The organism is Streptomyces sp. NBC_00075 (assembly GCF_045041225.1).
GTDB classification, from domain to species: domain Bacteria; phylum Actinomycetota; class Actinomycetes; order Streptomycetales; family Streptomycetaceae; genus Streptomyces; species Streptomyces adonidis.
Genome location: NZ_CP108243.1, coordinates 615,089 through 640,004, shown reverse-complemented (window position 1 = coordinate 640,004; position 24,916 = coordinate 615,089). Strand labels below are relative to the sequence as shown.

The following is a 24,916-nucleotide window of genomic DNA, read 5'->3' as shown; positions in this document are numbered from 1 at the left end:
GCTCGGGTCCCGCCTCCGTCCCTGCCCCCGGTTCCGGTTCCAGTTCGGTCCGGGTCCTGGCTCCGGCCTTCGCCCCCGGCCCCCGGCCCCCGGCCCCCCCGGCCCCGGCCCCGGTCCCGGCCCCCGGCCCCCGGCCCCCCGGCCCCGGTCCCGGCCCTCGGCCCCTGGTCCCGGTCCTGGTCCCGGTCCCGGCTCCGAGCCTCGCCTCCGGCTCCGCCCCGGTTCTGCCCCGCCCCCGGTTCCGGCTCGGGTCCCACCCTCGGTCCGGGTCCCGGTTCGGGCCTCGGCTCCGCCCCCCGACTCCGGTCCAGGTCCGGCTCCGGTCTCGGTTCCGCCCGGGTCCCGGTCCCGGCTTCGGCTCCGGCTTTGGTTCCGGGTCTTGGCCGCAAGGCCCGGCCCCCCGGCCCCCCGGCCCCGACGGACCCCGGGCGCCAACGCCCCGTACCCCCAACTCCCTACCCCCGCCCCACCGTTCACCTCTCCTTCACCACCCCGTCGCCGACGTCACTTCCCACCCACCGCGTGACCTCCTAACCTCAGGCGCCACCCTCATCCGCACCCCATGCCCAAATGCCCCTCTTCGAAAGGTGATCGTGCCCATGCGCTCTCAACGGCCGTGCAGCGCAAGACGGTTGGTACATCGACTTGCCGCCGCGCTGACAACCACCGCCCTCGCGCTGGCGGTTCCCGCCCCGGCGACCGCCGTGCAGGTATCCGCCGAGCGGCCGTCCTTGCTCGTGGATCCCCTGATCGGCTCCGCGAACGGCGGCAACACCTACCCCGGTGCCACCCTCCCGTACGGCATGATCGCCTGGTCGCCGACCAGTACGACGGGTGATCAGACCAGCACGGGCGCGGCCAACGGCTATCAGTACGGCGTCACCCGTATCCGTGGGCTGAGCCTCACGCATGTCAACGGTGCCGGCTGCAACCCGGGCGCCGCAGGGGACGTACCGATCATGCCGTTCGTCGGGGACGTCACGTCCTCGCCCTCGGCGGACACCAAGGACGCCGTCTACGCCGCCGACTTCTCGCACGCGGAGGAGGAGGCCGTGCCCGGGCGCTACACGCTCGGTCTGAAGTCGGGCGCCAGCGCCGACCTCGCGGTGAGCCGGCGCGCCGGGGTCGCCGACTTCACCTTCCCGGGCGACAAGCCCGCGAACCTCCTCTTCCGGGTCTCCAACTCCCTCAACGGCAGCGAGAACGCGCACATCGACATCGACGCCGCCCACCGCAAGGTGACCGGCTGGGTGCTCACCGGCGCCTTCTGCGGGCGCCGCGCCAACGGCGGCGTCAACAACCGCAAGAGCTACTACAGGCTGTACTTCAGCGCCTCCTTCGACCGCGCCTTCGCCACCACCGGCACCTGGCACGACAGCACGCTCTCACCCGGCTCGACCACGGACTCCGGAGGCGAGGGATACGCGACCGGCGCCGCCCGCGCGGGACGCGGCTCCGGCGGCTGGGTCGGCTTCGACACGTCCTCCGACAACGATGTCCGGATGCGGATCGGCATCTCGTACGTCAGCCAGGCGGGCGCCGAGACCAACCTCCGCCGGGAGATCCCGCCGCACGCGACCGTCGCCGACGTGGCCGAGGCCGGCGCGCGGGCCTGGGACCGGGAGCTGGACACCGTACGCGTCGAGGGCGGTGAGCCGGCCCGCCGTGCCGCCTTCTACACCGCGCTCTACCACGCCCTCATGCAGCCGAACCTGATCAGCGACACCGACGGCCGCTACTACGGCATGGACGGTGCCGTGCACCGCCTGGCGCGCGGGCAGCGGGCGCAGTACAGCAACTTCTCCGGCTGGGACCAGTACCGGGCGCAGATACAGCTGCTCGCCCTGCTGAAACCCACGGTGGCGGGCGACTTCGCCCAGTCGCTCTACAACTTCGCCCGCCAGAACGGCGGAGTCTGGGACCGCTGGGTGCACATCAGCGGCGCCACCCACGTCATGACCGGCGACCCGTCGGCCGCGACCCTGGCCACCTTCTACGCCATGGGGGTACGCAACTTCGACTACGAGGGCGCCTTCGACTCACTCCTGCGGCAGGCCACCGTGCCCCATCCCGACGGCCTCCTGGACGCCGGTTGCCCGGGCCAGTGCGTCGGCCAACGCCCCAACCTCGCCCAGTACTTGACCTCGCACTACGCCGCCCAGGACGTGTGCCACTGCTGGGGCGGCGCCGCCGAGACCCTGGAGGACGCCGTCGCCGACGACGCCCTCGCCCGGTGGGCGAAGCTGCTCGGCCGGGACACCGAGGCCGCGGCCCTCGCCGAACGCGGCGCCTACTGGCGCAACGTCTTCAACCCGAACGCCACCACCACCGGCGGTTACATCCAGGCCCGCAACCTCGACGGCTCCTGGGTGACCCCCTTCAGCCCCGGCAGCGACCGCGGCTTCGCCCAGGGCACGAGCGCCACCTACACCTGGATGGTGCCCCAGGACGTCCAGGGCCTGGCCGCCGCGATGGGCGGCCGCGAACAGGCCGCCGCCCGCCTCGACGGCTTCTTCCACAATCCGGACGGGTCGTGGTCCGTCCGAGGCGGTGACGCCCTGCGCTACGACCCCACCAACGAGCCCGGAATCCACGCCCCTTGGCTCTACAACGCCCTGGGCCGGCCCTGGAAGACCCAGGCGACCGTACGCCAGATCCTGAACACCGTGTACGGCACCGGACCCTCGGGTCTGCCCGGCAACGACGACCTCGGCACCATGTCGGCCTGGTACGTCTTCTCCGCGCTGGGGCTGTATCCGCAGACCCCGGGCAGCGCGAACCTGCTGCTGGGCACCCCGGTCTTCCCGTCCGCGGTGCTGGACCGCCCGGGCCGTACCGACATCAGGATCAGCGCCCCCGAGGCCGACGCCATGCACGTGTATGTCGATGCCGTGCGCCTCAACGGCCGTACGGAGGGCAGGTCTTGGGTCGGCTCCGGTCTGACCCTGCGGGGCGGCACACTCGCCTTCGGTCTCGCCGAGCAGCCGGACACGGGCTGGGCGACCGACCCGGCCGACCTGCCGAACTGATCGAGTGGACAAGGCTGTCGGCGGCACGCGTACGCTCCGCGTGCCGCCGACAGGGGAGTTCACCAACGCCGGGTCAGGAGAGGCCTGTTCAGGCTGTGTGCAGGGTCAGGCCGTACCGGCTGAGGATCTCGTTGATGGGCTGGAACCAGGTCTGGCCCCCGCTGGTGCAGTTGCCCCAGCCGCCGGAGGTGACGCCCTGGGCCTGGTCGCCGCTGATGAACGAGCCGCCGGAGTCGCCCGGTTCGGCGCACACGCTCGTCTTGGTCATCTGATAGACCGCGCCCTGGCTGTAGTTGACGGTCTCGTTGAGGCCCTCCACCGTCCCGCAGTGCCAGTGCGTGGTCGACCCCGACCGGCAGATGGAGGTGCCGACGGGTGCCACGGCCGAGCCGCGCACGAGCCGGTCGGGGATCGTGCCCCAGCCGAGCACGACCGGTACGGTCCACCAGCCGCTGCCCACGTTGACCCAGGCGTAGTCGTCGCCGGGGAACGTGGAGCCCTGGAAGTTGCCGATGTAGGAGCCGTCCCAGCCGCTGACCCCGGCGCCCGCCTGGCCGCAGTGTCCGGCGGTCACGAATCCGCCGTACACCGAAAAGCCTATGGAACAGCGGGCGTTGCCCGTGTAGTACGGGTCTCCGCCGACGGTTCCGGCGGCGAAGGTGCTCGGGGCGGAGGCGGTCTTCTCGACCGTGACGGGACCTGCGGCACGGGCGCGGTCGAGGAACTGTTCGACATCGTTGTCGCCCTGCCGGTCGGCGACGACGGTCACTACGACCGAGCCGCCTTTCGGGTCGACGTGCCAGCCGCTGACTCCGTCGGGCGCGTCCAGCTTGTCGAGGCGGGCCCGCGTGGCGTCGAGTTGCCGGGTGCTGTGAGCTGCCGTGCGGACGGTCGCGCCGGTGGCCCGGACGGCGCTGATGGTGGCGGGGGAGGCGTCCGGGGTGACGGCGACGGACAGCCGGCCGCTGTCGGCGTCGAACCAGGAGCCGCCGTAGGAGGCACCCGCGGCCCGGCGGGCCTTCGGCTCGGCGGCCGTCGCCGTCTTCTCCGCGGCGAGGCGCGCCTCGGCCTGCGGCTTCGTCAGTCCGAAGTCGCGCTGCATGGCGGCGAGAAGTCCGGCCGAAGCCGGTGCTTCGGCGGAGGAGGCGGAGGTGGTGGTCGACTTCGCGGTGGGGGAGGAGTCGGCGACTGCGGGCAGGACGCCCGCGGTGGTGAAGGTGCCGAGCATGAGCAGTGTCGCGGCCAGGGAGGCGCGCGTGATCGTCCTGCGTCTCAAGGGAGTTGCCCTTCGTTGTTCCAGCAAGGTGGGGTGGAACGGCGGTACTTTGAGAGCGCTCTCACACGTGTGGCTGGGCAGAGCCTAGCGGCTGACCCTTGGCAGGTCCATACCAATTCGCGTCGCGGTGATGTCCCGTGGGCGGCAGGACCGACGAGCGATCAGACGAGGTCCGCCAAGGCCGTGAGCGTGCGCACGCCCGCCGGATCACCGGCGGTGGCGGGCACCAGGGCGATCTCGTCCAGCCCGGCCCCGGCATAGGCGTCGATCCGGTCGCGTACGGCGTCGATGTCACCCACCAGCGCGACCGTGCCCGCGGCCTCCGGCGGCAACGCGGCGAGCAGCGCGTCCACCGGGGCACCGGAGCGCGCGAGCGCCACCGCCGTTCCGAACCCGGCCGCGGCGAACATGTCGTTGTAGCCCGGTACCGCGAGATAGCCGACGACGCTCCGCAGGATCTGGTCGAGCGCCTCGGGCCCGGGGCCGACGGCGACCGGCAGCCAGGCGGCCAGCCGGGGCGGCGAGATGCGCCCCGCCCGCTTCGACGCCGTGTCCAACTTGCCCCGCAGCTCCCGCACTTGCTCCGGGGAGACGACGTCGAGAACCAGCCGGTCGGCGTGGGTGGCCGCCACGGAGATCGCCCGGTCGCCGAACGCCGCCACCGTGAGCGGACCCCCGGGCGGCCGGTGCCGCCGCAGGAAGACGCTCCCGGGCACGAGCGGCTCGCCCGGCTCCCCGTGCAGGAGACCCCGTACCGCTTCCGCGCTGTGCGCGAGCGTGGCCGCCGGACGGACGCGGGGCACCCCGTGCACGCCTTCGACGACCCGTCTGCTGGAGGTCCCCAGCGCGACCCCGACCGGGCGTCCCACGGCAGCGGCGACGGACGCCGCGCCCCGCACGATCGTCGCCGGATCGCGTACGGAGACGGGCACGGGACCGGCGGTCAGGGCGACGTGCCCGGTCGCGAGGCCGATGGCCGTGGCGAGGACGAACGCGTCCCACGTCGGCCCCTCACCGGCCCACACCTCACGGAACCCGAGCCGGTCGGCGGCCACCCCGACCCGCACCGGTTCGTCGACCGGACCGCCGTCCTCACGGGCCGCGGCGACCACGCTGAAGTCCATGAACTCACGGTAGAGGGTGGCATGTTGAGGGTGACGGCCCTTTTCATGCGGCTTTCATGCGGCGACGGCCTCTTCAGGGAGCCGTACGCACGGACCCCTGCGGGCCATTCGGATGGGGCTGTCCGTCGGGCCCTTCCCCGGTCAGCCAGTCGGCGACGGAGCGGGCGATCGGCTGCCCGGTGTCCATCTCGACGAAGCCGAACTGGCCCGACTGATTGCATTCGAGGAACCACCAGATGCCGTCGGCGTCCTCGGCGAAGTCGAAGGCCCCGTAGGCCAGTTCGGCCTCCCGTAGATACCGGTGCACGGCCTCGGTCATACGCGGTGACACCTCGACCGGGCGCCAGGGCTCGTCCGAGGGAGCGAAACGCACGTCGACGTCGTCGGGATGAGCGTCCGATGCGACGGCCTTGCGGGCGGCGAGGATCCGGTCGCCCACCGCCGTCAGACGGATGTCGGCCCGCTTGTCGACCCGGCGTTGCAGCAGGGTCGGCCCGAAGGCCACGGCGGTGAAGTCGACATCCGGAGCCACCCGGCTCGTCGGCACCACCCTGGGCGGCTCCTGCGGATGCGACCCGGAGACGGGCTTGACGACCAGGTCGGGAAAGCGCTGCGCGAAGTCACGGGCGGCCTGCGGGAACGTCGTGATCAGCGTCGCCGGCACGGGCAGCCGACTGCGCTGGGCGAGATGCAGCTGCCAGGGCTTGTGACGGGCCCGGACGGCCGCGTCGGGATGGTTCATCCAGCGCGCGCCCGTACCCCGGAGCATGCCGTAGAAGGCCTGCGAGGCCTCCTCGGTGAGCCAGCCGGACGGCTCGGCGGCCCGTGCCCCCGGAACCCCGGGCCTGCGCACCCACACGGACCGCAGCCCGCCCATGCTGACGAGCCGCCCGCCGACGGACAGATGCCCACGAAAAGCGCCGTGCACATACTCGCCGGACAGGGCGACATCGCCGGGCAGATCGGCGGGATCGAGCCGGACCACGGGAATACCGGTGCTGCTCAGCCGGGCCACCACGAGATCCGCCGTCACATCCTGTTCGGACGTCAGAACCAGGACCGTCATCGCGTCAGATCCATGTTCAGTCGTCGAAGTGTGTCTTGGAACCGGCGGTCGACGTGGTGGCTCCGAATTCACGCATCACAGCATGGTCATGAGCCGCAATCCGCCCGCCCGGAAGCACATTCAACTGCAGTGCGCAGTCATAGCTGTACGGAGTGCTCACCTCCAACTGCTCAACTGGGCGCGCGTAGTTCAGAACGAACAGCTGCATCGCTTCTCCTCGATCGGCGACGACGTCGGTCAAGTGGACGCTGGCACTCCGGGATTACCGTCCCGTCCCCCGTGCCCCGCCTCCAAGGAGTTATACGAATCGAACGAGTGAATGGTTGCCTCACGTTGTGTACAACCGCGTCCGGACAGCTCTCCGTAGTCCGCGCACCACGCTCCGCAGGTCGCGGGGCCGGGGCGCGGTGGGATCAGAGGGATCGGAGGGGGGTCAGTGGCGTCCCAGACCGCCACTGCCGAAGGAGCCGCTGGAACCGGGGTCCCACCGCCCCCGCTGCTGGTCCTTGCGTCGTTTCGTCGACGCGGGGTGGAGTTCGTACGGCATGAGCCGTTCCCGCTCGGCCGCCGCGCGCGGCATTTCGTCGGGCTCCCTCATCTCGCGGACCTCGTGAACGGGACCGGAGGGCGGGAGTGTGGGTTGTTCGTCGGGGCGGGGCCGGGCGGATTCCCGGTCCCGTACCCGCATGCCGAACCAGAAGGCCCAGATCAGTGCACCAGCTATGAACAGGCCCGCGATAAATGCGGCCGTTACGTTGAGTAGATCGCTCGACGCGGCCAGTAGTTCAGACGTTGCCGTACTCATGTGTCAATTATCGCCGACGGCATATGAATACGCGCCTGAAATGATCCTGAGAAAACGCTGCCCCGCTCGCCCTGGTTCCTGCTTTGTCCGGTCAGGGCTTCAGGGCGACGGCGCCGAATTGCGGAAGAGTAGCGGCGGAGTCGCTCTCCGTACGCCACTGCGCACAGGAGACGAGCCCCGGGTCGAGAAGATCCAGGCCGTCGAAGAATGCGGCGACCTCGGCACGGGGGCGTGCGGTGATCGGCGGGGTGGCGTTCTCGTTCCAGAACTTCATCGCCTCGATGTTTCCCTCACCGCCGAGATCCGAGTCGGTCGTGGGATGCGTCAGCACCAGATAGCTGCCGGAGGGCACCGACGCCATGACCTGGCGCACGATGTCCTGCGCCTGGGCGGTGTCGAGCACGAAGTTCAGGATGCCGAGCATCATCACGGCGACGGGCCGCTCGAAGTCGAGGGTCTCCGCGGCCCGGCTCACGATGGCATCGGGGTGGTGGACGTCCGCGTCGATGTAGTCCGTGGCCCCCTCACGGGTGCCGGTCAGCAGCGTCCGGGCGTGGGCGAGCACGATCGGGTCGTTGTCGACGTACACGATCCGTGACTCGGGCGCGATGCGCTGGGCGATCTCATGGGTGTTGTCCACCGTCGGCAGTCCCGTCCCGATGTCCAGGAACTGGCGTACCCCCCGCTCGGTGACCAGGAAGCGCACGGCCCGCCCGAGGAAGGCGCGGTCCGCGCGGGCCACGCTGCGGATCAGCGGGAACATGGCGTCGATGTGGTCGCCGACGCCCTGGTCGACGACGTAGTTGTCCTTGCCGCCGATCCAGTAGTTCCACACCCTCGCGTTGTGGGCCACCGAAGTATCCAGCCGGCCGCGTCCCTCTGACGTGCTGCCCTGCTCGCTCACGCCGTTTCCTCTCGTCACTTCCCGCACCCCGCACGGACGTTGACACGCACCCCGGCCGTCAACATCGTTCGCGCCTACGAGGGTGATCTTATGACCGGGCTCAGGGAGGCCAGGGCGGGAGGCGGCGGGAACGCGTGCTGCCGGGGGCGGCGGCCTGGCTCTAGTCTCGCCGGACAGGCCCCAGCGGAGCGGGAGACCGGGAGAACACGGATGGATCACTACGACTACGACCTCGGCACCCACGGGCGGACCGTGACGACGACGTCCGCCGAGGCCCAGAAGTGGTTCGACCGGGGCCTGGTGTGGACGTACGGCTTCCACCACGAGGAGGCCGTCGCCTGCTTCGAGGCCGCCGCCGCTGCCGACCCCGACTGCGCCATGGCCCACTGGGGCATCGCATACGCCCTCGGCCCCAACTACAACAAGCCCTGGGAGTTCTTCGACGGCGAGGACCTCACGACGACCGTCGCCCGCACCCACGCCGCCGTCGAACTCGCGCACCGGAAGGCGGCCGGTACCACCCCCGTCGAACAGGCCCTGATCGGCGCCCTGCGGGCCCGCTACCCGCAGGCGGAGGCCGTCGAGGACTGCTCGGTGTGGAACGAGCCCTACGCGGACAGCATGCGCACCGCGTACGAACTCGCCCCCGACGACCTCGACGTGGCCACCCTGTACGCCGACGCGCTGATGAACCTGACCCCCTGGCAGCTGTGGGACGTACGCACCGGCGAACCCGCCGAAGGCTCGCGCACCCTCGCCGCGAAGGCCGTCCTGGAGCGGGCGATCGACACCGACGCGGGCTCACGCCACCCGGGCCTCCTGCACCTCTACATCCACCTGATGGAGATGTCCGCCACCCCGGAGACCGCCCTGCCCGTCGCCGACCGGCTGCGCGGCCTGGTCCCCGACGCCGGCCACCTCCAGCACATGCCCACCCACCTCGACGTGCTCTGCGGCGACTACCGGCGCGTGGTCGCGGACAACAGCACGGCGATCGCCGCCGACGAGAAGTTCCGTGCCCGGTCCGGCGCGATGAACTTCTACACCCTGTACCGGTCGCACAACCACCACTTCAAGATCTACGGCGCGATGTTCCTGGGCCAGTCAAGGACCGCGCTGGAGGCCGCCGCACAACTGGAGGCCTCCATCCCGGAGGAGCTGCTGCGGGTGCAGAGCCCGCCCATGGCCGACTGGCTGGAGGGCTTCCTCGCCATGCGGGTCCATGTGCTGATCCGCTTCGGCCGCTGGCCGGACATCCTCGAACTGCCGCTGCCCGCCGACCCGTCGCTGTACTGCGTGACGACGGCGATGATCCGGTACGCCCGAGGGGTCGCCCTCTCCGCCACCGGCCGTGTCGTGGAGGCCGAGACGGAGCGCGAGCTGTTCCGTGCGGCGGTCGTGCGGGTCCCGGAGACCCGGATGCTGTTCAACAACACCTGCGCCGACATCCTGGCCATCGCGTCGGCCATGCTCGACGGTGAACTGGCGTACCGGAAGGGCGACTTCGACGCGGCCTTCGCCTCGCTGGAGCGGTCGATCTCGCTGGACGACAACCTGCCCTACGACGAGCCGTGGGGGTGGATGCAGCCGACTCGGCATGCGTATGGGGCGTTGCTGCTCGAACAGGGGCGGGTTGTTGAGGCGGAGGCGGTTTATCGGGCTGATCTCGGCCTCGATGACACGCTTCCGCGTGCGGTGCAGCATCCCGGCAACGTGTGGGCGCTGCATGGGTTTCATGAGTGTCTGGTTCGGCTGGGGCGGGTGGGGGAGGCGGGGATTGTTGCTCAGCAGTTGAAGATTGCGGTTGCTCTGGCGGATGTGCCGATCGAGGCTTCGTGCTTTTGTCGTTTGGACGTTGGTTGTTGTTAGGGGCTTCGGTCGTTCGTCGTCTGCGGGGCGGTGGGGGCTGGTCGCGCAGTTCCCCGCGCCCCTTAGGCATGCCCTTGTGGGCGTCTGTTGTTGCCTTCTTGTCTGCCCGTGAGGTTGGTGACCTTCCGTGGGGGGCGGGCTAGCGTCCGTGTGTGAGTGACGACAACGCCCGGCAGGGGCCCCGTCGGCGTGGGCCGGGTTTCTTCACGCTGATGGTGTTGCCGTGTCTGGTGACCCTCGCTGTCGTCGCCGGTTTTCTTGCCCTGACGGGTGGGCTGCCCGGGGGTGGGTCCTCGGACGGGGATGCGCGACAGAGCATCGCGGGTGGTGTCAACGAGACCCATGGGCCGTGGCTGCGCAAGGCCGCCGTCTGTACCGTCGTCGCGCCGTCCGTGCTCGCCGCCCAGATCGACCAGCTCACGGGCTGGCGCGACGACACCGGTGAACTCACGGGCGAGCAGGGCATCGCCGGGTTCACCACTGCGCAGTGGCGGACCTGGGGCAAGGACGACGACGGCAACGGCACCTCCTCGCCACGCGACGAGGCCGACGCCATCATGGCCCTCGGCCGCCAGGACTGTTCCCTCGCCCGGAAGATCACGGACCTCAGGACCGAGGGCACCGTCAACGGTGAGCTGGTGGACCTCACCCTCGCCGCGTACGCCGTCGGGATCGACGAGGTCACCGAAGCGGGGCGTGTGCCCGACGGCGCCCGGACCTACCTCGCCGAGGTCAAGGAACTGCTCCCGCGCTACGAGACGTTCGACCAGGAACCCGTGACCGGCGGCGGACCGGCGAGCGCGATCCTCGCCGCCCCCGTGAGCACCCTCGTCATCACCTCCCCCTTCGGATCACGTCAGCACCCCCTCACCGGCGTGACCAAACTCCACACCGGCGTGGACTTCGGCGCGCCTCAGGGTGCCCAGGTCTTCGCCGCCCGCGAGGGCCAGGTGGTCTTCGCGGCCATGACCAAGGCGTACGGCAACCGGATCGTCATCGACCACGGCACGATCGAGGGCAAGCGCCTGGAGACGACGTACAGCCATCTGTCCGCGTTCGACGTCACCGCCGGACAGACGGTGACCGCGGGCACCACGATCGGCCGGGTGGGTTCCACCGGCCTGTCCACCGGGCCGCACCTGCACTTCGAGGTGATCTACGACGGCTACTACGCGGACCCGCAGCCGTGGCTGGCGGCACCCGGCTGATACGACGCCATGGTCAACGGACGTAGTCCGCGCCGGTGATGTCGATCGTGGCGCCCGTCGCATGACGTGAACGACCGGACGCCAGGAACACGATCATCTCGGCCACGTCCTGCGGCGGAGTGATCTCGCCCAGGGGCCGTTGACGGCGAAGCTCGTCTCCCAGTCCTCCGGAGAGAGGGCGAGAAGGTCGCCGCGTCGGTTGACGCCAGCGTTGTTCACCAGCACGTCGAGATGTCCGTGCCGGGCGACTACGTCGTCGACGGCCTGGGCACACGCGCTCGGGTCGGCGAGGTCGAACCGCGCGGCCTCGGCCGTCCCGCCCGACGCGGTGATCTCCGCGACGACTTTGTCCGCCGAGGCTCCGTCGACGTCACAGACCACGACGGTGGCCCCTTCGCGTGCCAGGCGCCGGGCGATCGCGGATCCGATACCGCCGCCCGCGCCGGTGACGACACAGACCTTCTCCCCGAAACGGGAGGCGGTCGCGGAGTCGGTCATGTCATTCCCCTTCCGGGGTTCAGCGGCTGGTGAAGACCGTGTCGTGCCAGCCCTTGTGCGCGGCGCCGGTGATGTCCGAGACGACGTGCTTGACGTTGGTGTACTCGTCGAAGGAGTAGGCGGACATGTCCTTGCCGAAGCCGGACGTCTTGTAGCCGCCGTGCGGCATCTCGCTGATGATGGGGATGTGGTCGTTGATCCAGACACAAGCCGCCTGGATCTCCCGGCTCGCGCGCCCGGCACGGTAGACGTTCGTGGTCCAGGCGGACGCGGCGAGCCCGTACGGCGTGTCGTTGGCGAGGCGGAGCGCCTCGTCGTCGCCGTCGAACGGCAGGCAGACGAGGACCGGGCCGAAGATCTCCTGCTGCACGATGGCGGAGTCCTGCGCGGCGCCGGTGATCAGGGTGGGTTCGTAGTAGGCGCCCCGGCCGAGTGGTCCGGCGGGGATCCGCCCGCCGCGTACGACGGTGGCACCGGAACGCCGGGCGTCCTCGACCATGCCCGCGACCTTGTCGCGCTGCCGGAGGGAGATCAGGGAGCCCATGTCGGTGGCCGGATCGTCGACCGGGCCCAGGCATACGCCGTCCATCAGCTCGGCGACGCGCGCCACGAACGCCTCGTACAGCGGGCGTTGGACGTAGGCGCGGGTCGCGGCCGTGCAGTCCTGGCCGGCGTTGATGAGGGACCCGGCCACCGCACCGCGGGCCGCCGCCTCCAGGTCGGCGTCGTCGAAGACGACGAAGGGGGCCTTGCCGCCGAGTTCGAGGTGGACGCGCTTGACCGACCCGGCCGCCTGGGCGGCGACCTGGCGGCCGACCGCCGTGGAGCCGGTGAAGGAGACCATGGCGACGTCGGGATGCGTGACCAGCGCCTGCCCGGCGACGGGACCGGTGCCGGTGACGATGTTGACGACACCGTCCGGGATACCCGCCTCCTGGGCCGCCTCCGCGAACATCACCGAGGTCAGCGGGGTGAGTTCGGACGGCTTGAGCACGATCGTGTTGCCCGCGGCGACGGCGGGCAGCACCTTCCATGCCGCCATCTGCAACGGGTAGTTCCAGGGAGAGACGGAGCCGATGACGCCGACGGGTTCACGGCGGATCGTGGAGGTGTGGTCGCCGGAGTACTCGCTGGAGGCGCGGCCCTCCAGGTTGCGGGCCGCACCGGCGAAGAACCGGACGTTGTCGATGGTGCCGGGGATGTCGAAGCCGGTCGTCAGCCGGATCGGCTTGCCGCCGATACGGCTCTCGACCTCGGCGAACTCCTCGGCGCGCGCCTGGAGTCGGTCCGCCCAGCGCAGGAGCGCCTCGGAACGTTCGGCGGGCGTGGTGCGCGACCAGCCCGCGAAGGCCTCGCGGGCGGCGGCGACCGCTTCCTCCACGTCCTCGACGCCGGCCAGGGTGTCGGTCGCGAGGACCTCTCCGGTGGCCGGGTTGGTCACCGAGAACTCCTCGCCGGACGTGCCGGGGCGACGCTTGCCCGCGATGAACTGCGTGCCGGTGGTCTCCATCAACGCTCCTGCTCGGTGGCGCCCCACAGGTCGCCGAGGGTGTAGCCGTACGGGAAGGGGTCGGTGTCGTCCAGGACGTACTGGTTGAACCCGGTGATCCAGCCGCGCCCGCTGATCGTCGGCAACACCGCCTCGTACGGCCCCACTTGGGCGGTGTCGAGCAGTGTGCCCGTGAAGGTGGTCCCGATGATCGACTCGTGGACGAACGCTGTGTCCAAGGGGAGTTGGCCGCGGGCGTGCAGGGCGGCCATGCGGGCGCAGGTGCCGGTGCCGCACGGGGAGCGGTCCAGGGAGCCGGTCCAGGTGGCCGGATCGGCCAGGTCCACCTCGCCGTTGGGCAGGACGACGGTGTTGCGGCCGGAGACGCCCGGCGTGGGCGAGGGGCCGTGGATCATCGTCAGGGCGATCTCGTCGATGCCGGGGTCGAGCGGATGGCCGACCGGGAACTGCTGCTGGGCCGCCGTACGCAACACCGCCCCGGCGCGGGTGAGTTGCCCGGCCGAGGACCGTTCCAGGGTGAGGCCGAGGTCGGCGGCGCGGGCCTGCACGAAGAACTGGCCGCCGAAGACGATGTCGACCGGGACACGGCCGTACTCGGGCAGGTCCAGCACATGGTCCAGGGCGACGGCGAAGGCGGGCACGTTGGCGAAGGTGACCCGGGTGGCCTTGCCGCCGGACACCTCGGCGCGCACGCGGACCAGCCCGACCGCGGTGTCCACGGTGAGTTCCGTGACCGGCTCGCTCACCGGCACCGCGCCCGTCTCCACCAGTGCGGTGACCGCGCAGATGAGGTTGGAGCCGGACATGGGGCGGAACCCGCCCTGCTCCAGCACCACCAGGCCGAAGTCGGCGGCCGGGTCGGCCGGGGGCAGCACCAGGGCGCCGCACAGGGCCGGGTAGCCGCGCGGCTCCTGGAGCAGCAGCCGGCGCAGGTCGTCGAGGTGCTTCTCGCAGTACCGCAGCCGCTCGGCCATCGTGGCGCCCTTGACGTGCAGATGGCTGCCGATCAGGACACGGCCGGGCTCGCCCTCGGCATGGACGTCGATGGCGTGGACACGGCCGTACGAGGGCATCAGGCGGCCACGCTTTCGTCCGCCACGTCGACCCCGGCGGCGATCAGCAGCTCGCGGAACTCCTCGACGTACTGCGGGGCCAGCGGCAGCACCGGGCGGCGGGTCGGGCCGGCACCGACGCCGACCAGTTCGAGGCCCGTCTTGATGCCGCACGCGTAGTTGTGGGACTCCAGGAACCGGCAGATCGGGAAGATCCTCGCCCACAGCGCGCGCCCGGCGGCGAGGTCACCGCGGACGGCGAGGGCGTCGTACAACTCGGCGCAGAGCGCGGGGATCACGCTGGCGGTACCCCATACGCCCGCCTGCGCACCGCTCGCGAGCGCGGCGAAGGTGAGGGTGTCCCAGCCGTTGAGGGCGGTGATGTCCCGCGCGTGCTCCTGCTGGACGGTGGAGAACCAGGTGAAGTCGCCACCGGTGTCCTTGTAGGAGGTGACCGCGGTCTCCCGGGCCAGCTTCGCCAGCTCCTCGGGTGCGAGGTTGACGCCGGTGGCCGACGGGATGTTGTAGTACATGATCGGGATGTCGATGGCGTCGGACACCGTGCCGAAGAAGCCCAGCGTCTCGTCGAAGGTGGGGGCGTCGTAGAACGGCGGCACGATCATCACGGCGGACGCGCCCGCCTTCTCCGCGTGCACGCTCAGCTCCACGGTGTCCGCCGTGCTGAGCGCGCCCGTCCCGGCGACCACCGGGACACGTCCGGCGGCGGCCTCGACGTACAGCTCGGTGACCCGCTTGCGTTCGTCGAGGCTCAGCGTCGTGAACTCGCCGGTGCTGCCGCCGGGCACGAGGCCGTGGATGCCGCCGCCGATGATGTGCTCGGCCTGGCGCCGGACGCCCTCGGCGTCGACGGCGGATCCGTCCGCGGTCAGCGGGGTGACGACGGCGGCGAGGATGCCGGTGTACTGAGGGGCGCTCATGTAGGGACTCCTGAGATCAGCATGAGGGAAAGGGGCAGTGGTGGGAAGCCGGTGCCCTTGCCGACGGGTGAGACACGTCGGCAGCGGGAGACCGGGCCGGTCACCGGCGGGTGAAGCGGCGCGGTGAGACGGCCTCGGCGACGGAGGGAAGGCGGCCCGTGGTGATGGCCTCGGTGATGATCTCGGCGGTGGCCGGAGCGAGGGTGAGCCCGAGCATGCCGTGGCCCGAGGCGACGTAGACGTTGGGGAGGGGATCGAGGCGGCCGATGACCGGCAGTCCGTCCGGGGTCATCGGGCGCAGTCCGGCCCAGGGGCTCGCTTCGCCCGGCGGGTTGTCCCAGCCGGTGAGCGAGTCGGCGGCCGCCTGCTTGATCGCGGCGATGCGCCGGGGGTTGATGCTCTCCTCCAGGCCGCCGAACTCCATGGTTCCCGCCAGCCGCAGGAAGCCGTTCAGCGGGGTCACCGCGACCCGGGCGTCCTCCAGCGTGAGGGGCGTACGCAGCGGCACGGGGGAGGGGGAGTAGTCGACGCTGTATCCCTTGCCGGGGCGTATGGGCAGGGGAACGCCGAGCTGGGCGGCCATGCGGGCGGTCCACACCCCGCCGGCCAGCAGCAGGGTGTCGCCCGTGTACTCGCCCTTGTCGGTGAGGACGCCGGTGACGGCGTCGCCCCGGCGCAGGAAACGGCGTACGGGGGTGTGTTCGTGGATCTCGACGCCCAGCTCGGTGCAGCGCTTGAGCAGGCCCCGGGTGAGGGAGTCGGGCTCGACCTGGCGGTCGTCCGGGAAGAACAGGCCGTGTTTGATACGGCTGTTCAGCACCGGTTCCCTGGCCTGTACGGCGTCCCCGTGCAGGTGCTCGGCGACCATGCCGAAGCTCTCGAAGATGTCGAGTGAGGCGAGCTGTTCCTCGTAGCGCTCCCGTGTCTCGAAGGCCAGCAGGACGCCCGCCTTGTGCATCTCGAAGGCGATGCCGTCCCGGGTCCAGTCGTCGAGGAGGTCCATGGTGCCCTCGGCGAGGCGCAGGGTCGTCTCCAGACCCTGGCGGAAGTCGCGGGCGGTGCAGTGCCGGGCCATCGTCAGCATGAACCTCACGAAGGAGGGGTTCAGCGACGGCTTGACGTACAGCGGGCTGTCCGGCTTCAGCATCCACTTCAGGGACTGAGGGATCACGCCCGGCGCCGACACCGGGCCGCTCTCCGCGAGGGCGATCTTGGCCGCGTTGCCGTGCGAGGCGGCGGAGCCCGCGCTCCGGGCGTCGAGAACCGTCACCTCGCAGCCGCTCCTGGCCAGCCGGTAGGCGGACGCCAGACCGACGGCCCCGGCTCCCACAACGATGGTCCGCATGAAGTCGTGTACCTCCTGACAGGCGCTTCGAGCGTCTCTCGGGCCGCCGAACCGCGCACGGTTGAAGATCGTCAACAGAGGTCGTCCAGCACGTCCACCACGTTCATGGTGCGACTGAACCTCATGGTCTTCCCCTTCAGGTCGCAGATTGTCAAACAATCGGCGGCTGGGTCGGACGCTAGACGGGGTCACCCGGTGCGGTCAATGCCCTGAGGGGAAGCGTTCGGCGGCGCTGTGCGGGTGCGAGTCCATTTCGCGGCCGGTTTGTGAGCGTCGGGAAAGCCGGCGCCCTCTGCCCGGGGTGGCCCTCGCGATCTCCCTTTACGGTCAGGTCGGAGCGGTGTTCGCGAGGTGGTGGGCCATCGTCGCGGGCGGCACGGTCGGTTGATCGCTTCAGTGGAACATCGCGATTTCGGCTATTGGCACGGCGGAGTCCCGTTCCTAGCCTTCCGGTATCCCGCTGGTTGTCAGACAATCTTCAGGCTCTGTTCCAGGTGCCGGGCGCTCCGTCTCATGAGGCATCGCCTGCGGCGGCGCCTCTTTCGTCACCTGGGTCGCTCGCTCTCCGACCGCCGAGCACACACCCCCGCACCGTCCCCGCACGGACCGGATCCCCCCCATGCCACACCCCGGCACCACTCAGCCTCTGGCACTGGAGCACCAGCCATGACCCTCACCAAGCAGAGCAGGTACACCTTCTACGTGGTCGGAGTTCTCGTCCTGGCCTGGCTGGCCGGCTACTTCGGCGGCAAGGCCGGCTCGGACGGCGGCGCGACCCGGACCGTGGCCGACTCGGGTGACTCCGCCAAGGCCGCCTGGGTCGACAGGATCAAGAAGGCGGGCGTGCTGCGGATCGGCTGTGCCGACGCCCCGCCCACCATCGTCGTCAAGACGGACGGCACGTGCACCGGACCCGACCTGATACCCCTGGAGAACATCGCGGACGGCATCGGCGTGAAGGTCAAGACAGGCCAGGCCGTCGTACGCGACGGCGAGTATCAGGACGCCTGGAAGGACCTCCGCGGCCAGATCGGAATGATCTTCCATAGCTACACCCTGTGGCCCCACATGAACGTCTTCGACAACCTCACCGTCGCACCCCGCCTCACCCTCGGCGAGTCGAAGGCCCAGCTCCTGGACCGGGCCGAACGAGCCCTGACCGACGTGGGCATGGCCCACCATCTGCGCAGCCGCTGCACCCAGCTCTCCGGCGGCGAACGCCAACGGGTGGCCATCGCCCGGGCGTTGATGATGCGACCGCGACTGCTGCTGTGCGACGAGATCACGTCCGCGCTCGATCCGCCGGTGGCCGCCGAGGTGCTGGGGGTACTGACCAAGCTGAAGGAGGAGGAAGGCATCGCCTGCGGCATCGTCACCCATGACATGGCCTTCGCCTCCAAGGCCGCCGACCGCATCTGCTTCTTCGAGGACGGCCTGATCAAGGAGGATGTACCACCGGAGCAGGCCTTCAACAATCCACAGACACCGGGACTTCGGGCATTCATCGACGCTGTTCGCTTCTGAACGGCCCGGTGGCAGGCCCCCGCACACTGCTCCTCCCCTCCCCGGGGGGCCTGCCGCCACCCGCTCCCGGATCCTCCGCCTCCCACCGGAAAGGTCGCCGACATGACCCGACTCACCGAACTGGCAAGGAAACTGGCCTCCGCGCCCAACTACGCGACGATAGCCACGATCGGCAAGGACGGTCTGCCCCAGCAGACCGTGGTCTGGGTGAAGGCCACGGGCGACGGGATCGCCTTCTCCACCGTCGAGGGCCGAGTGAAACACCTCAACCTGCTGCGAGACCCCCGCGCCAGCATCCTGATCACCGACCGGGACAACCCCTACACCTACGTCGTGGTCCGCGGTCCGGTCACCTTCACCCGGAACGGCGGCCCCGAACTGATCGACGAACTCTCCCACAAGTACGCGGGCAGGCCCTGGCAGGAGACCCAGTCGGCACCGAGGGTGGTCGTGACCGTCCACGCCGAGCGCGTCGCCGAGTACGGCACCTGAACACTCCCGCGAACCCGCGAAGCGGTCGGCCCGCCCGCCCGGTCCTGGATCTCCCGGTCCCGGACCACGGGGATGTCATGGCGGTGGGGATGTCATGGCGGTGACTAAGATGCGGTCTGACAATCTGCGGAGGACCCATGAGCGACCACGCCCCTCGACCGTCCGCCGGGCCCCGACCGGTCAGCAACCAGACCCGTCGTGACGCCGTGGTGAACGAGCTGCGGCGGGCCATCCTGGCCGGAGAGCTGGGACCGGGGCAACGGCTCCGGGAGGTCCAGATCGCCCAGCAGCTGGGGGTCAGCCGTCCCACCCTGCGGGAGGCCATCTACCAGCTGACCCACGAGGGGCTCCTCGAACAGCAGCCCTACCGCGGGGTCGTCGTCACCGCCATCGACGAGAAGTTCATCACCGACGTGGCCGCGGTCCGGGTCGCCCTGGAGAAACTGGCCGCCCGGGACCTGGCCGACGACCCCGACGGCTCCCGGAAGGAGAAGCTCCGCCGCAGCTGGGAGGAGTACCGGGCGGCCCACGCCGGCGGGGACGCGGACCGCCTCCACCAAGCCCACATCAACCTCCACCGGACCGTCTGGACCGCTTCCGGGAACGCCATGCTGAAACGCCTGTGGCCCACCGTGGAAGCCCAGATCAACATCGCCATCACGGTCGACGAGAGCACCCGCTCGGATCCCGACCGTGCCCTCCATGTCCACGAGCGGCTGATCGAGGCGATCCTCCACGGCGACCCGGCCACCGCCGAGGCGGAGGTGGAACGCCACACGATGGCGAGCGCCGACGAACTCCTCGGCATGCTCGCGGAGCGGAAGAAGCACGCCGACGACGCCTCTGACGCCTGACGAGTTCGCCGGGATGGCGTGTCCGGCGGTGGCACGGGCGCAGAGGGAATCCGGGCGCGGGTGAGAGGGCGGTCCCGAGGCCGGAGTTGCCGCTTCCGCCCTCGCCCACGTCGATACCTGTGACCGGGGCCGGGGCCGGGGCCGTGGCCGGCGTGAGGAGGCCACTCGGTCGCCGACGGGCCGGACACCGTCGCGGTGCGCACCGACTGCGGTGGGCAGCCCTCGCGGGTACGCGGCCGCGCCGACGGCCCGGACGTCCGTCGGGAGATGCCGGACGATCAGCCGTGTGCGTGGGCGTGCAGCCCGTCGAGGAGTGGATGGTGGCTGTGCCGCCAGCCGCCGCCGACCCGGCGTGCGTCGGCCAGATGCGGGTGCCCGGCGGGCAGACCGGCGTGCTCGTGCTCGACGGGCACGGGTTCCCGCGCAGGCCACAGCCGTACGGCGAACAGCGCGCCGACGAGCGCGACGGCACCCAGGGCGAACACCGCGGACCGGAGCCCCGCCACCGCGCCGAGCCAGCCGGCCAGCGGATACGTCAGCAGCCAGCAACTGTGCGAGAGGGAGAACTGGGCCGCGAACGCGGATGTCCGCTCCCCGGCCGGCGCCGCCCGGCGGATCAGCCGCCCGGTCGGAGTGAGCACCATCGAACAGGCGGCACCGAAGGCGGCCCAGACGGCCAGCAGCGAGGGCCAGCGCCAACTGCCGCCGCCCGCCGAGGTGATGGCGCCGAGCGCGACGAAGACGCCGGTGAGGAGCAGCGCTCCCCGCAGCATCACCGTACGGTCCGGTACTCGGTCGAGAACCCGGGGCAGGAGCAGCGCCACGACCATCGAGCCCGCACCGAACGCACCGAGGGCGAGAGGTACGTCGGCGGCGCTCCGGTCGAGCAGGTCACGGACGTACACCACGGTGTTGACGGTGACCATGGCGCTCGCGGCGGCCACCGCGAGGTCGAGGGCGAGGAGGGCGCGCAGCTGGGGGACGGCGAGGAAGAGCCGGGTGCCGGCGGTCGCGCGCGCGTACACGCTGCCGGTGGGCGGGGCGGTGGTGCAGCTGACGGGCTTGGGCAGTACGACGGAGGTGACCAGGAGGGCTGAGGCCAGAAAACCGGCCACCGTGCCGAGGAACAGCCAGTTGTACGTGATCAGGGACAGCAGCGCGGCGGCGAGGGCCGGGCTGAACAGGCTCTCCAGGTCGTAGGCGAGCCGGGACAGGGACAGGGCCCGGGTGTAGTCGCGTTCGGCGGGCAGTACGTCCGGTACGACGGCCTGGAAGGTCGGGGTGAACGCGGCCGACGCGGCCTGCAACAGGAAGATCAGGACGTACACCTGCCAGACCTGGTCCACGAACGGCAGCAGCAGCGCGACCCCGGCCCGGGTGAGGTCCGACCCCACGAGCAGCGCCCGCCGAGGAACCCGGTCGGCGACCGCGCCGACGGCCGGGGCGATGACGACGTAAGCCGCCATCTTGACCGCGAGTGCCGTCCCGAGCACCGAACCGGCGTCGGCGCCCGCGAGGTCGTACGCGAGAAGGGCGAGGGCGACCGTCGCCAGGCCGGTGCCGGTCAGGGCGACGAGCTGGGCGGTGAAGAGGCGGCGATAGGTGCGGTTGCGGAGGATGGAGAGCATGCGGCGGTCCCTGGAGGGCGACGGGGAACGGGCGCGACCTCTCCCTACTCTAGCTATAGGTGCGCACCTGCGCACATGTAGACGATGATTTGCGTGAATCGGACGGTGGCCACCCTCGACGGGACCCTCCTCCCCCTACCCTTGGGGGCATGCCTGCTCGCGAGACCTTGCCACCTGCGGCCGATACGCATCTGCGTGCCCCGGACAGTGCGCGGCTCGCGGAGGCGACCGAGGTGTTCGCGCTGCTGTCCGACGCGACAAGGCTGCATCTGCTGTGGCTGCTGGCCCAGGGCGAGTCGGACGTCGGTTCGCTGACGGAGCGGTGTGAGGCGTCGCGGACGGCGGTGAGCCAGCATCTGGCGAAGCTGCGGCTCGCGGGGTTGGTGGAGACGCGGCGGGAGGGGCGGTACGTCCACTACAGCCTGCGTGACGGGCACTTGCGGCGCCTGGTCATGGAGGCACTGAGCCACGCGGACCACAGGGTGACCGGCAAGGCGGCGCACGACTGAGGGGTTTTCCTCGCCCCCGCCGCCCCTACCCGTTCCCATCCCTGGGGGCTGCGCCCCCAGACCCCCGCTACGGGCCTTGTCCTCAAACGCCGGACGGGCTAAAAGATCAACCTCGGCCGGCGTTCGAGGCCAACCGCGTTCAGCTCACCCTCCAGCCCGTCCGGCGTTTGAGGACGAGGCCGTTCAGGCCGACAGCGGGGGTCTGGGGGCGCAGCCCCCAGAAGGATGGGACGGGTGGGGGCGGCGGGGGCGAAGAAACCCGGCGGCTACTGCTGGGTGGCTCCCCGGCGGCGTACCAGATAGGCAGCCGCACCCGCCACCACGACCACTGCCGCCCCGATACCTATCAAGGCCCCCGCCGACATCCCACCGTCGTCCTCGCTCGCCGTCGTCTCCACGGCCGGCGAGGCCGACGCCTTCGTGGGCTCGGCACTCGGCGTCGGCGTCGGCGTCGCCGACGGCGTCTCGCTCGGGGACGGGCTGCTGATCGGCTTGGCCCCCGGCGCCGCCGCCTTCAGCTTCAGCACCGGCGCCGGCTGCTCCCCACCCTCGTCCAGCTCGATCCACCGATCGATACTGCCGTCGCTGTACGTCTGCAGCGACTTGAAGGCAAGCTGCTTCGCGTCGGGCAACTGCCGCACGACGACGGAGTACTCGGCGCTCACGCCGGTCTTGAGGGCCGGGCCCTTGACGGTGTAGCCGTCGTCGGCGGTGGCGAACTTCCAGCCCTTGGGACCCTCGCCGTACGTCACATCGCCGGGCGCGATCCCCTCCGGCAGGATCACGCGGACCTCGGCGATCCCGGCGGTGTCGGACTCCGCCTCCGCGTGGAAGGAGATCTCGACGTGCTCGGCGAGAGCCTGCGCCTTGTCGGACTCGACCTCCATATGGGCGGCGGCCGGTCCGGCGGCGAGGAGGACGAGGGTGGTGGCAGCGGCGGCGGTGAGGGCCAGGCGCCGTGCGGTGAAGTGCTGGGTGGTGGCAGTGAACATGGTGGGTTCTCCGGGTCTTTCCGGGCGTGCGCCGGCACGGAACGGCCGACTCGCGACGGGCCGTTCCGGGAGGGTCAGTTGGCGAGAGCGAGCCACGCCGCCGGAGGACCCCGTCGTACCACCACGTCCGAGAGGAACGCCGCTCTGAACAGCGGCTGCTCCGTCCGGCGCGGACGGCGCACCCGCGATCCGCGCCAGGCCGGCACCGGCCGGCCGTCGAGCAGCGCCCGCACGGTCGCGATCCGCGTCCGTACCGCGTCGACCGCCCCGGTCAGGCCGCGCGCCAGCGACCAGCAGGCCGCGTCCGCCCGGTGCAGCAGCACGGCGACGAGCACGGCGGCCACGGCATGCAGGACCGTCATCGCCCCTGAGTCGTGCAGCCACGCCGGCCAGGCCCCATGGGCGGGCATCGCGTGATGCGCGTGCGTGGGCATGTCCGTGGCCGTGACCGCCGTGTGGCGTGCGTGGGTGGCCGACAGCCACACATGAAGTCCGGACTGCGCCGTCGCGCTCGTCACCACCACCGCGGCCAGCGAACGCGGGCGCCGCGTACCGGCCAGCCCCACCGCGAACAGCAGCGCCGCCGCTGTCACGCTCGACCGCCACGGAGCCGGCCCCTCGGCGACCAGATGATGCGCGCTGACCCCGAGCACCGTACCGACGACCGCGAACACCGCTGCCCGGAACACGGGCAGTGGCGCGGAGAGCGTCGTCGGAGTGCGGGGCGTGGTCATGATCCGCCCATCATCGACCATGCGACGGCCGGGCAGGGGTCGGGTCTCAGGAATTTCTCATTCCTTTCCCATGGCGGACCCAGGCTTTGGTCACAGAATGGTCAAGCGCCCAAGGGGGGTTCGAGGGTCGTGCGGGTTCTGTACACCGGGGGATCAAGGAGGCACAGTCATGGTCCTGGTCGGTCCGGAAGTACGCCGAGTGGCCCGCGGGTTGAGGCGGCGGGTACGGCGGTTCGCTGAACCCCCTGTGCCGCAGTCGGCCCACCGGCTCGTCCCGGACCCGGTGTTCGTGATCTCCTCCGTGCGCTCCGGCTCCACACTCCTGCGGGTCCTGCTCAACAGCCACCCCCAGATCCGCGCGCCCCACGAGATGCACCTGCGCACCCTGTCGGTCGACCTCACCAAGCCGTACACCAGCAAGGCCATGGCCCAACTCGATCTCGACCAGCGCGAGTTGGAGCACCTGCTGTGGGACCGGGTCATGCACCGGGAACTCGTGCGCAGCGGGAAGCAGATCATCGTCGACAAGACACCGGGCAACGCCGGATTCTGGGAGCGGCTCGCGGAGGGCTGGCCGCAGGCCCGGTACATCTTCCTGCTGCGGCACCCCGCGTCGATGGTGAGTTCCCTGATCAACAACCGCCCCGACCGCGACCTCGACGCGACTGTCCGCGAGGTGCGCATGTACGTGAAGGCGGTCGAGGCCGCCCGCAACGGGCTGGACGGCCTCACGGTCCGCTACGAGGATCTGACGGAGCGGCCCGAGGCGGTCACCCGGGAGCTGTGTACGTACCTCGGTGTGCCCTGGACACCGAGGATGCTCGACTACCGGAAGGGCGACCACGGTCCCTTCGTGCCGTTCATCGGCGACTGGAGCGACAACATCAAGTCCGGAAAGATCCAGAAGGCCCGCCCGCTGCCCGACGCGGAGGAGGTTCCGGAAGCACTGCGCGACCTCGCCCGCGCCTGGGGGTACTCCTGCTGAGCCGGAGGTGAGCCGGCCGCCCGCGTGGCGCCGACCGGGGCTCCCGGCGTCTATACGATGTCCGCTCGGGAAACGGACGGCGGCGGGGGAGGGGAGTCAGGGCGTGACGGATCACCGGCAGCGTCCCCGGCGACGGGGTCAGGGCGAGCTGGAGGCGCTGGTCCTGTCGGCGCTGCGCGAGGCGGAGGGGCCCGCGACGGCCGGCTGGGTGCAGGAGCGGCTCGGCGGCGACCTCGCCTATACGACCGTCATCACGATCCTCACCCGGCTGCTGGCCAAGGGCGCGGTCACCCGGGAACGCGCGGGCCGCTCCTTCTCCTGGACCTCCACGTCCGACGAGGCGGGCCTCGCCGCGCACCGGATGCGCAGGGTGCTGGACGCCGAGAGCGACCGGGAGGCGGTGCTGGCCAGCTTCGTCACCGGGCTCGGCCCGGACGACGAGCGACTGCTGCGCGAACTGCTGGCGCAACCGAGGCCGAAACCGGAAGCGCACCCCGAAGAAGCAGAGGAAGCCTGAGCCTCATGGGGGTGTTCGTCTTTCTCCCGCTGGTCCTGCCGTTCCCGGTTGTCTTCC

Annotated in this window: 23 protein-coding genes; 9 read left to right on the top strand and 14 right to left on the bottom strand. The window is 70.8% G+C overall.

Features of this window, described 5'->3' with window-relative positions; all coding sequences use genetic code 11:
• Positions 1-599: 599 nt before the first annotated feature.
• Complete coding sequence (locus OG787_RS02890) at positions 600-3,029, top strand: GH92 family glycosyl hydrolase (RefSeq protein ID WP_405534197.1); 2,430 nt, start codon at positions 600-602, stop codon at positions 3,027-3,029.
• Positions 3,030-3,117: 88 nt separating this feature from the next.
• Here OG787_RS02890 and OG787_RS02885 read toward each other — a convergent pair whose 3' ends face one another.
• The 6 genes from OG787_RS02885 to OG787_RS02860 form a co-directional block, all read right to left on the bottom strand.
• Positions 3,118-4,305: a S1 family peptidase gene (locus OG787_RS02885; protein ID WP_369031136.1), complete on the bottom strand. Its 1,188-nt coding sequence runs from the start codon at positions 4,303-4,305 to the stop codon at positions 3,118-3,120.
• Between the two features lie 161 nt (positions 4,306-4,466).
• Positions 4,467-5,429 (bottom strand): LLM class F420-dependent oxidoreductase, encoded by a 963-nt coding sequence (locus tag OG787_RS02880; RefSeq protein ID WP_405534196.1) that lies wholly within the window; start codon positions 5,427-5,429, stop codon positions 4,467-4,469.
• 73 nt (positions 5,430-5,502) lie between these two features.
• Positions 5,503-6,495 carry an ATP-grasp ribosomal peptide maturase gene (gene tgmB, locus OG787_RS02875; protein ID WP_369031138.1) on the bottom strand — a complete coding sequence of 331 codons (993 nt, stop codon included), beginning with the start codon at positions 6,493-6,495 and terminating at the stop codon, positions 5,503-5,505.
• Between the two features lie 16 nt (positions 6,496-6,511).
• Positions 6,512-6,703 carry a putative ATP-grasp-modified RiPP gene (gene tgmA, locus OG787_RS02870; RefSeq protein WP_369031223.1) on the bottom strand — a complete coding sequence of 64 codons (192 nt, stop codon included), beginning with the start codon at positions 6,701-6,703 and terminating at the stop codon, positions 6,512-6,514.
• Positions 6,704-6,928: 225 nt separating this feature from the next.
• A complete protein-coding gene (locus OG787_RS02865) occupies positions 6,929-7,300 on the bottom strand; it encodes a DUF6479 family protein (protein WP_235472682.1) in 372 nt (123 codons plus the stop codon).
• Between the two features lie 91 nt (positions 7,301-7,391).
• Entirely contained in the window at positions 7,392-8,204 is an 813-nt protein-coding gene (locus OG787_RS02860) for an SAM-dependent methyltransferase (protein ID WP_405534194.1), read from the bottom strand.
• Positions 8,205-8,414: 210 nt separating this feature from the next.
• On the opposite strand from OG787_RS02860, the gene OG787_RS02855 reads away from it, so the two are divergent.
• Together OG787_RS02855 and OG787_RS02850 are read left to right on the top strand one after the other, a co-directional pair.
• A complete protein-coding gene (locus OG787_RS02855; protein WP_405534193.1) occupies positions 8,415-10,073 on the top strand; it encodes a tetratricopeptide repeat protein in 1,659 nt (552 codons plus the stop codon).
• Positions 10,074-10,285: 212 nt separating this feature from the next.
• Positions 10,286-11,281, top strand: a complete 996-nt coding sequence (locus OG787_RS02850) for a M23 family metallopeptidase (RefSeq protein ID WP_405540390.1) — start codon at positions 10,286-10,288, stop codon at positions 11,279-11,281.
• A gap of 93 nt (positions 11,282-11,374) precedes the next feature.
• Here OG787_RS02850 and OG787_RS02845 read toward each other — a convergent pair whose 3' ends face one another.
• The 5 genes from OG787_RS02845 to OG787_RS02825 form a co-directional block, all read right to left on the bottom strand.
• Entirely contained in the window at positions 11,375-11,779 is a 405-nt protein-coding gene (locus OG787_RS02845; protein WP_405534192.1) for an SDR family NAD(P)-dependent oxidoreductase, read from the bottom strand.
• A 19-nt stretch (positions 11,780-11,798) separates the two neighbouring features.
• A complete protein-coding gene (locus OG787_RS02840) occupies positions 11,799-13,289 on the bottom strand; it encodes a gamma-aminobutyraldehyde dehydrogenase (protein ID WP_405534191.1) in 1,491 nt (496 codons plus the stop codon).
• A complete protein-coding gene (locus OG787_RS02835) occupies positions 13,289-14,362 on the bottom strand; it encodes a proline racemase family protein (RefSeq protein WP_405534190.1) in 1,074 nt (357 codons plus the stop codon). Before OG787_RS02835 ends, OG787_RS02840 begins: the two co-directional genes overlap by 1 nt.
• Complete coding sequence (locus OG787_RS02830; RefSeq protein ID WP_405534189.1) at positions 14,362-15,279, bottom strand: dihydrodipicolinate synthase family protein; 918 nt, start codon at positions 15,277-15,279, stop codon at positions 14,362-14,364. The genes OG787_RS02835 and OG787_RS02830 overlap by 1 nt, the downstream gene beginning before the upstream one ends.
• Positions 15,280-15,379: 100 nt before the next feature.
• A complete protein-coding gene (locus OG787_RS02825) occupies positions 15,380-16,624 on the bottom strand; it encodes an NAD(P)/FAD-dependent oxidoreductase (protein ID WP_405534188.1) in 1,245 nt (414 codons plus the stop codon).
• A 666-nt stretch (positions 16,625-17,290) separates the two neighbouring features.
• Between OG787_RS02825 and OG787_RS02820 the strand changes: the two genes are divergently transcribed.
• The 3 genes from OG787_RS02820 to OG787_RS02810 all read left to right on the top strand — a co-directional run bounded on the left by OG787_RS02820 (position 17,291) and on the right by OG787_RS02810 (position 19,494).
• Positions 17,291-18,148, top strand: a complete 858-nt coding sequence (locus OG787_RS02820; protein WP_405534187.1) for an ATP-binding cassette domain-containing protein — start codon at positions 17,291-17,293, stop codon at positions 18,146-18,148.
• A 102-nt stretch (positions 18,149-18,250) separates the two neighbouring features.
• Positions 18,251-18,640 carry a PPOX class F420-dependent oxidoreductase gene (locus OG787_RS02815; RefSeq protein WP_369031148.1) on the top strand — a complete coding sequence of 130 codons (390 nt, stop codon included), beginning with the start codon at positions 18,251-18,253 and terminating at the stop codon, positions 18,638-18,640.
• Between the two features lie 137 nt (positions 18,641-18,777).
• Positions 18,778-19,494, top strand: a complete 717-nt coding sequence (locus tag OG787_RS02810) for a GntR family transcriptional regulator (protein ID WP_405534186.1) — start codon at positions 18,778-18,780, stop codon at positions 19,492-19,494.
• 278 nt (positions 19,495-19,772) lie between these two features.
• On the opposite strand, the gene OG787_RS02805 is transcribed toward OG787_RS02810, so the two are convergent.
• Positions 19,773-21,122 (bottom strand): MFS transporter, encoded by a 1,350-nt coding sequence (locus OG787_RS02805; RefSeq protein WP_405534185.1) that lies wholly within the window; start codon positions 21,120-21,122, stop codon positions 19,773-19,775.
• Between the two features lie 149 nt (positions 21,123-21,271).
• Here OG787_RS02805 and OG787_RS02800 point away from each other — a divergent pair, with 149 nt between their 5' ends.
• Positions 21,272-21,631 carry a metalloregulator ArsR/SmtB family transcription factor gene (locus tag OG787_RS02800; protein WP_235472678.1) on the top strand — a complete coding sequence of 120 codons (360 nt, stop codon included), beginning with the start codon at positions 21,272-21,274 and terminating at the stop codon, positions 21,629-21,631.
• 266 nt (positions 21,632-21,897) lie between these two features.
• Here OG787_RS02800 and OG787_RS02795 read toward each other — a convergent pair whose 3' ends face one another.
• Both OG787_RS02795 and OG787_RS02790 read right to left on the bottom strand, forming a co-directional pair.
• Complete coding sequence (locus OG787_RS02795) at positions 21,898-22,623, bottom strand: DUF1775 domain-containing protein (RefSeq protein ID WP_405534184.1); 726 nt, start codon at positions 22,621-22,623, stop codon at positions 21,898-21,900.
• A gap of 74 nt (positions 22,624-22,697) precedes the next feature.
• Positions 22,698-23,357: a hypothetical protein gene (locus OG787_RS02790; RefSeq protein ID WP_405534183.1), complete on the bottom strand. Its 660-nt coding sequence runs from the start codon at positions 23,355-23,357 to the stop codon at positions 22,698-22,700.
• Positions 23,358-23,526: 169 nt separating this feature from the next.
• On the opposite strand from OG787_RS02790, the gene OG787_RS02785 reads away from it, so the two are divergent.
• On the top strand, positions 23,527-24,342 hold the full coding sequence (locus tag OG787_RS02785) for a sulfotransferase (protein ID WP_369031153.1): 816 nt from the start codon (positions 23,527-23,529) through the stop codon (positions 24,340-24,342).
• A 103-nt stretch (positions 24,343-24,445) separates the two neighbouring features.
• Positions 24,446-24,859, top strand: a complete 414-nt coding sequence (locus OG787_RS02780; protein ID WP_369031154.1) for a BlaI/MecI/CopY family transcriptional regulator — start codon at positions 24,446-24,448, stop codon at positions 24,857-24,859.
• Positions 24,860-24,916 lie beyond the last annotated feature (57 nt).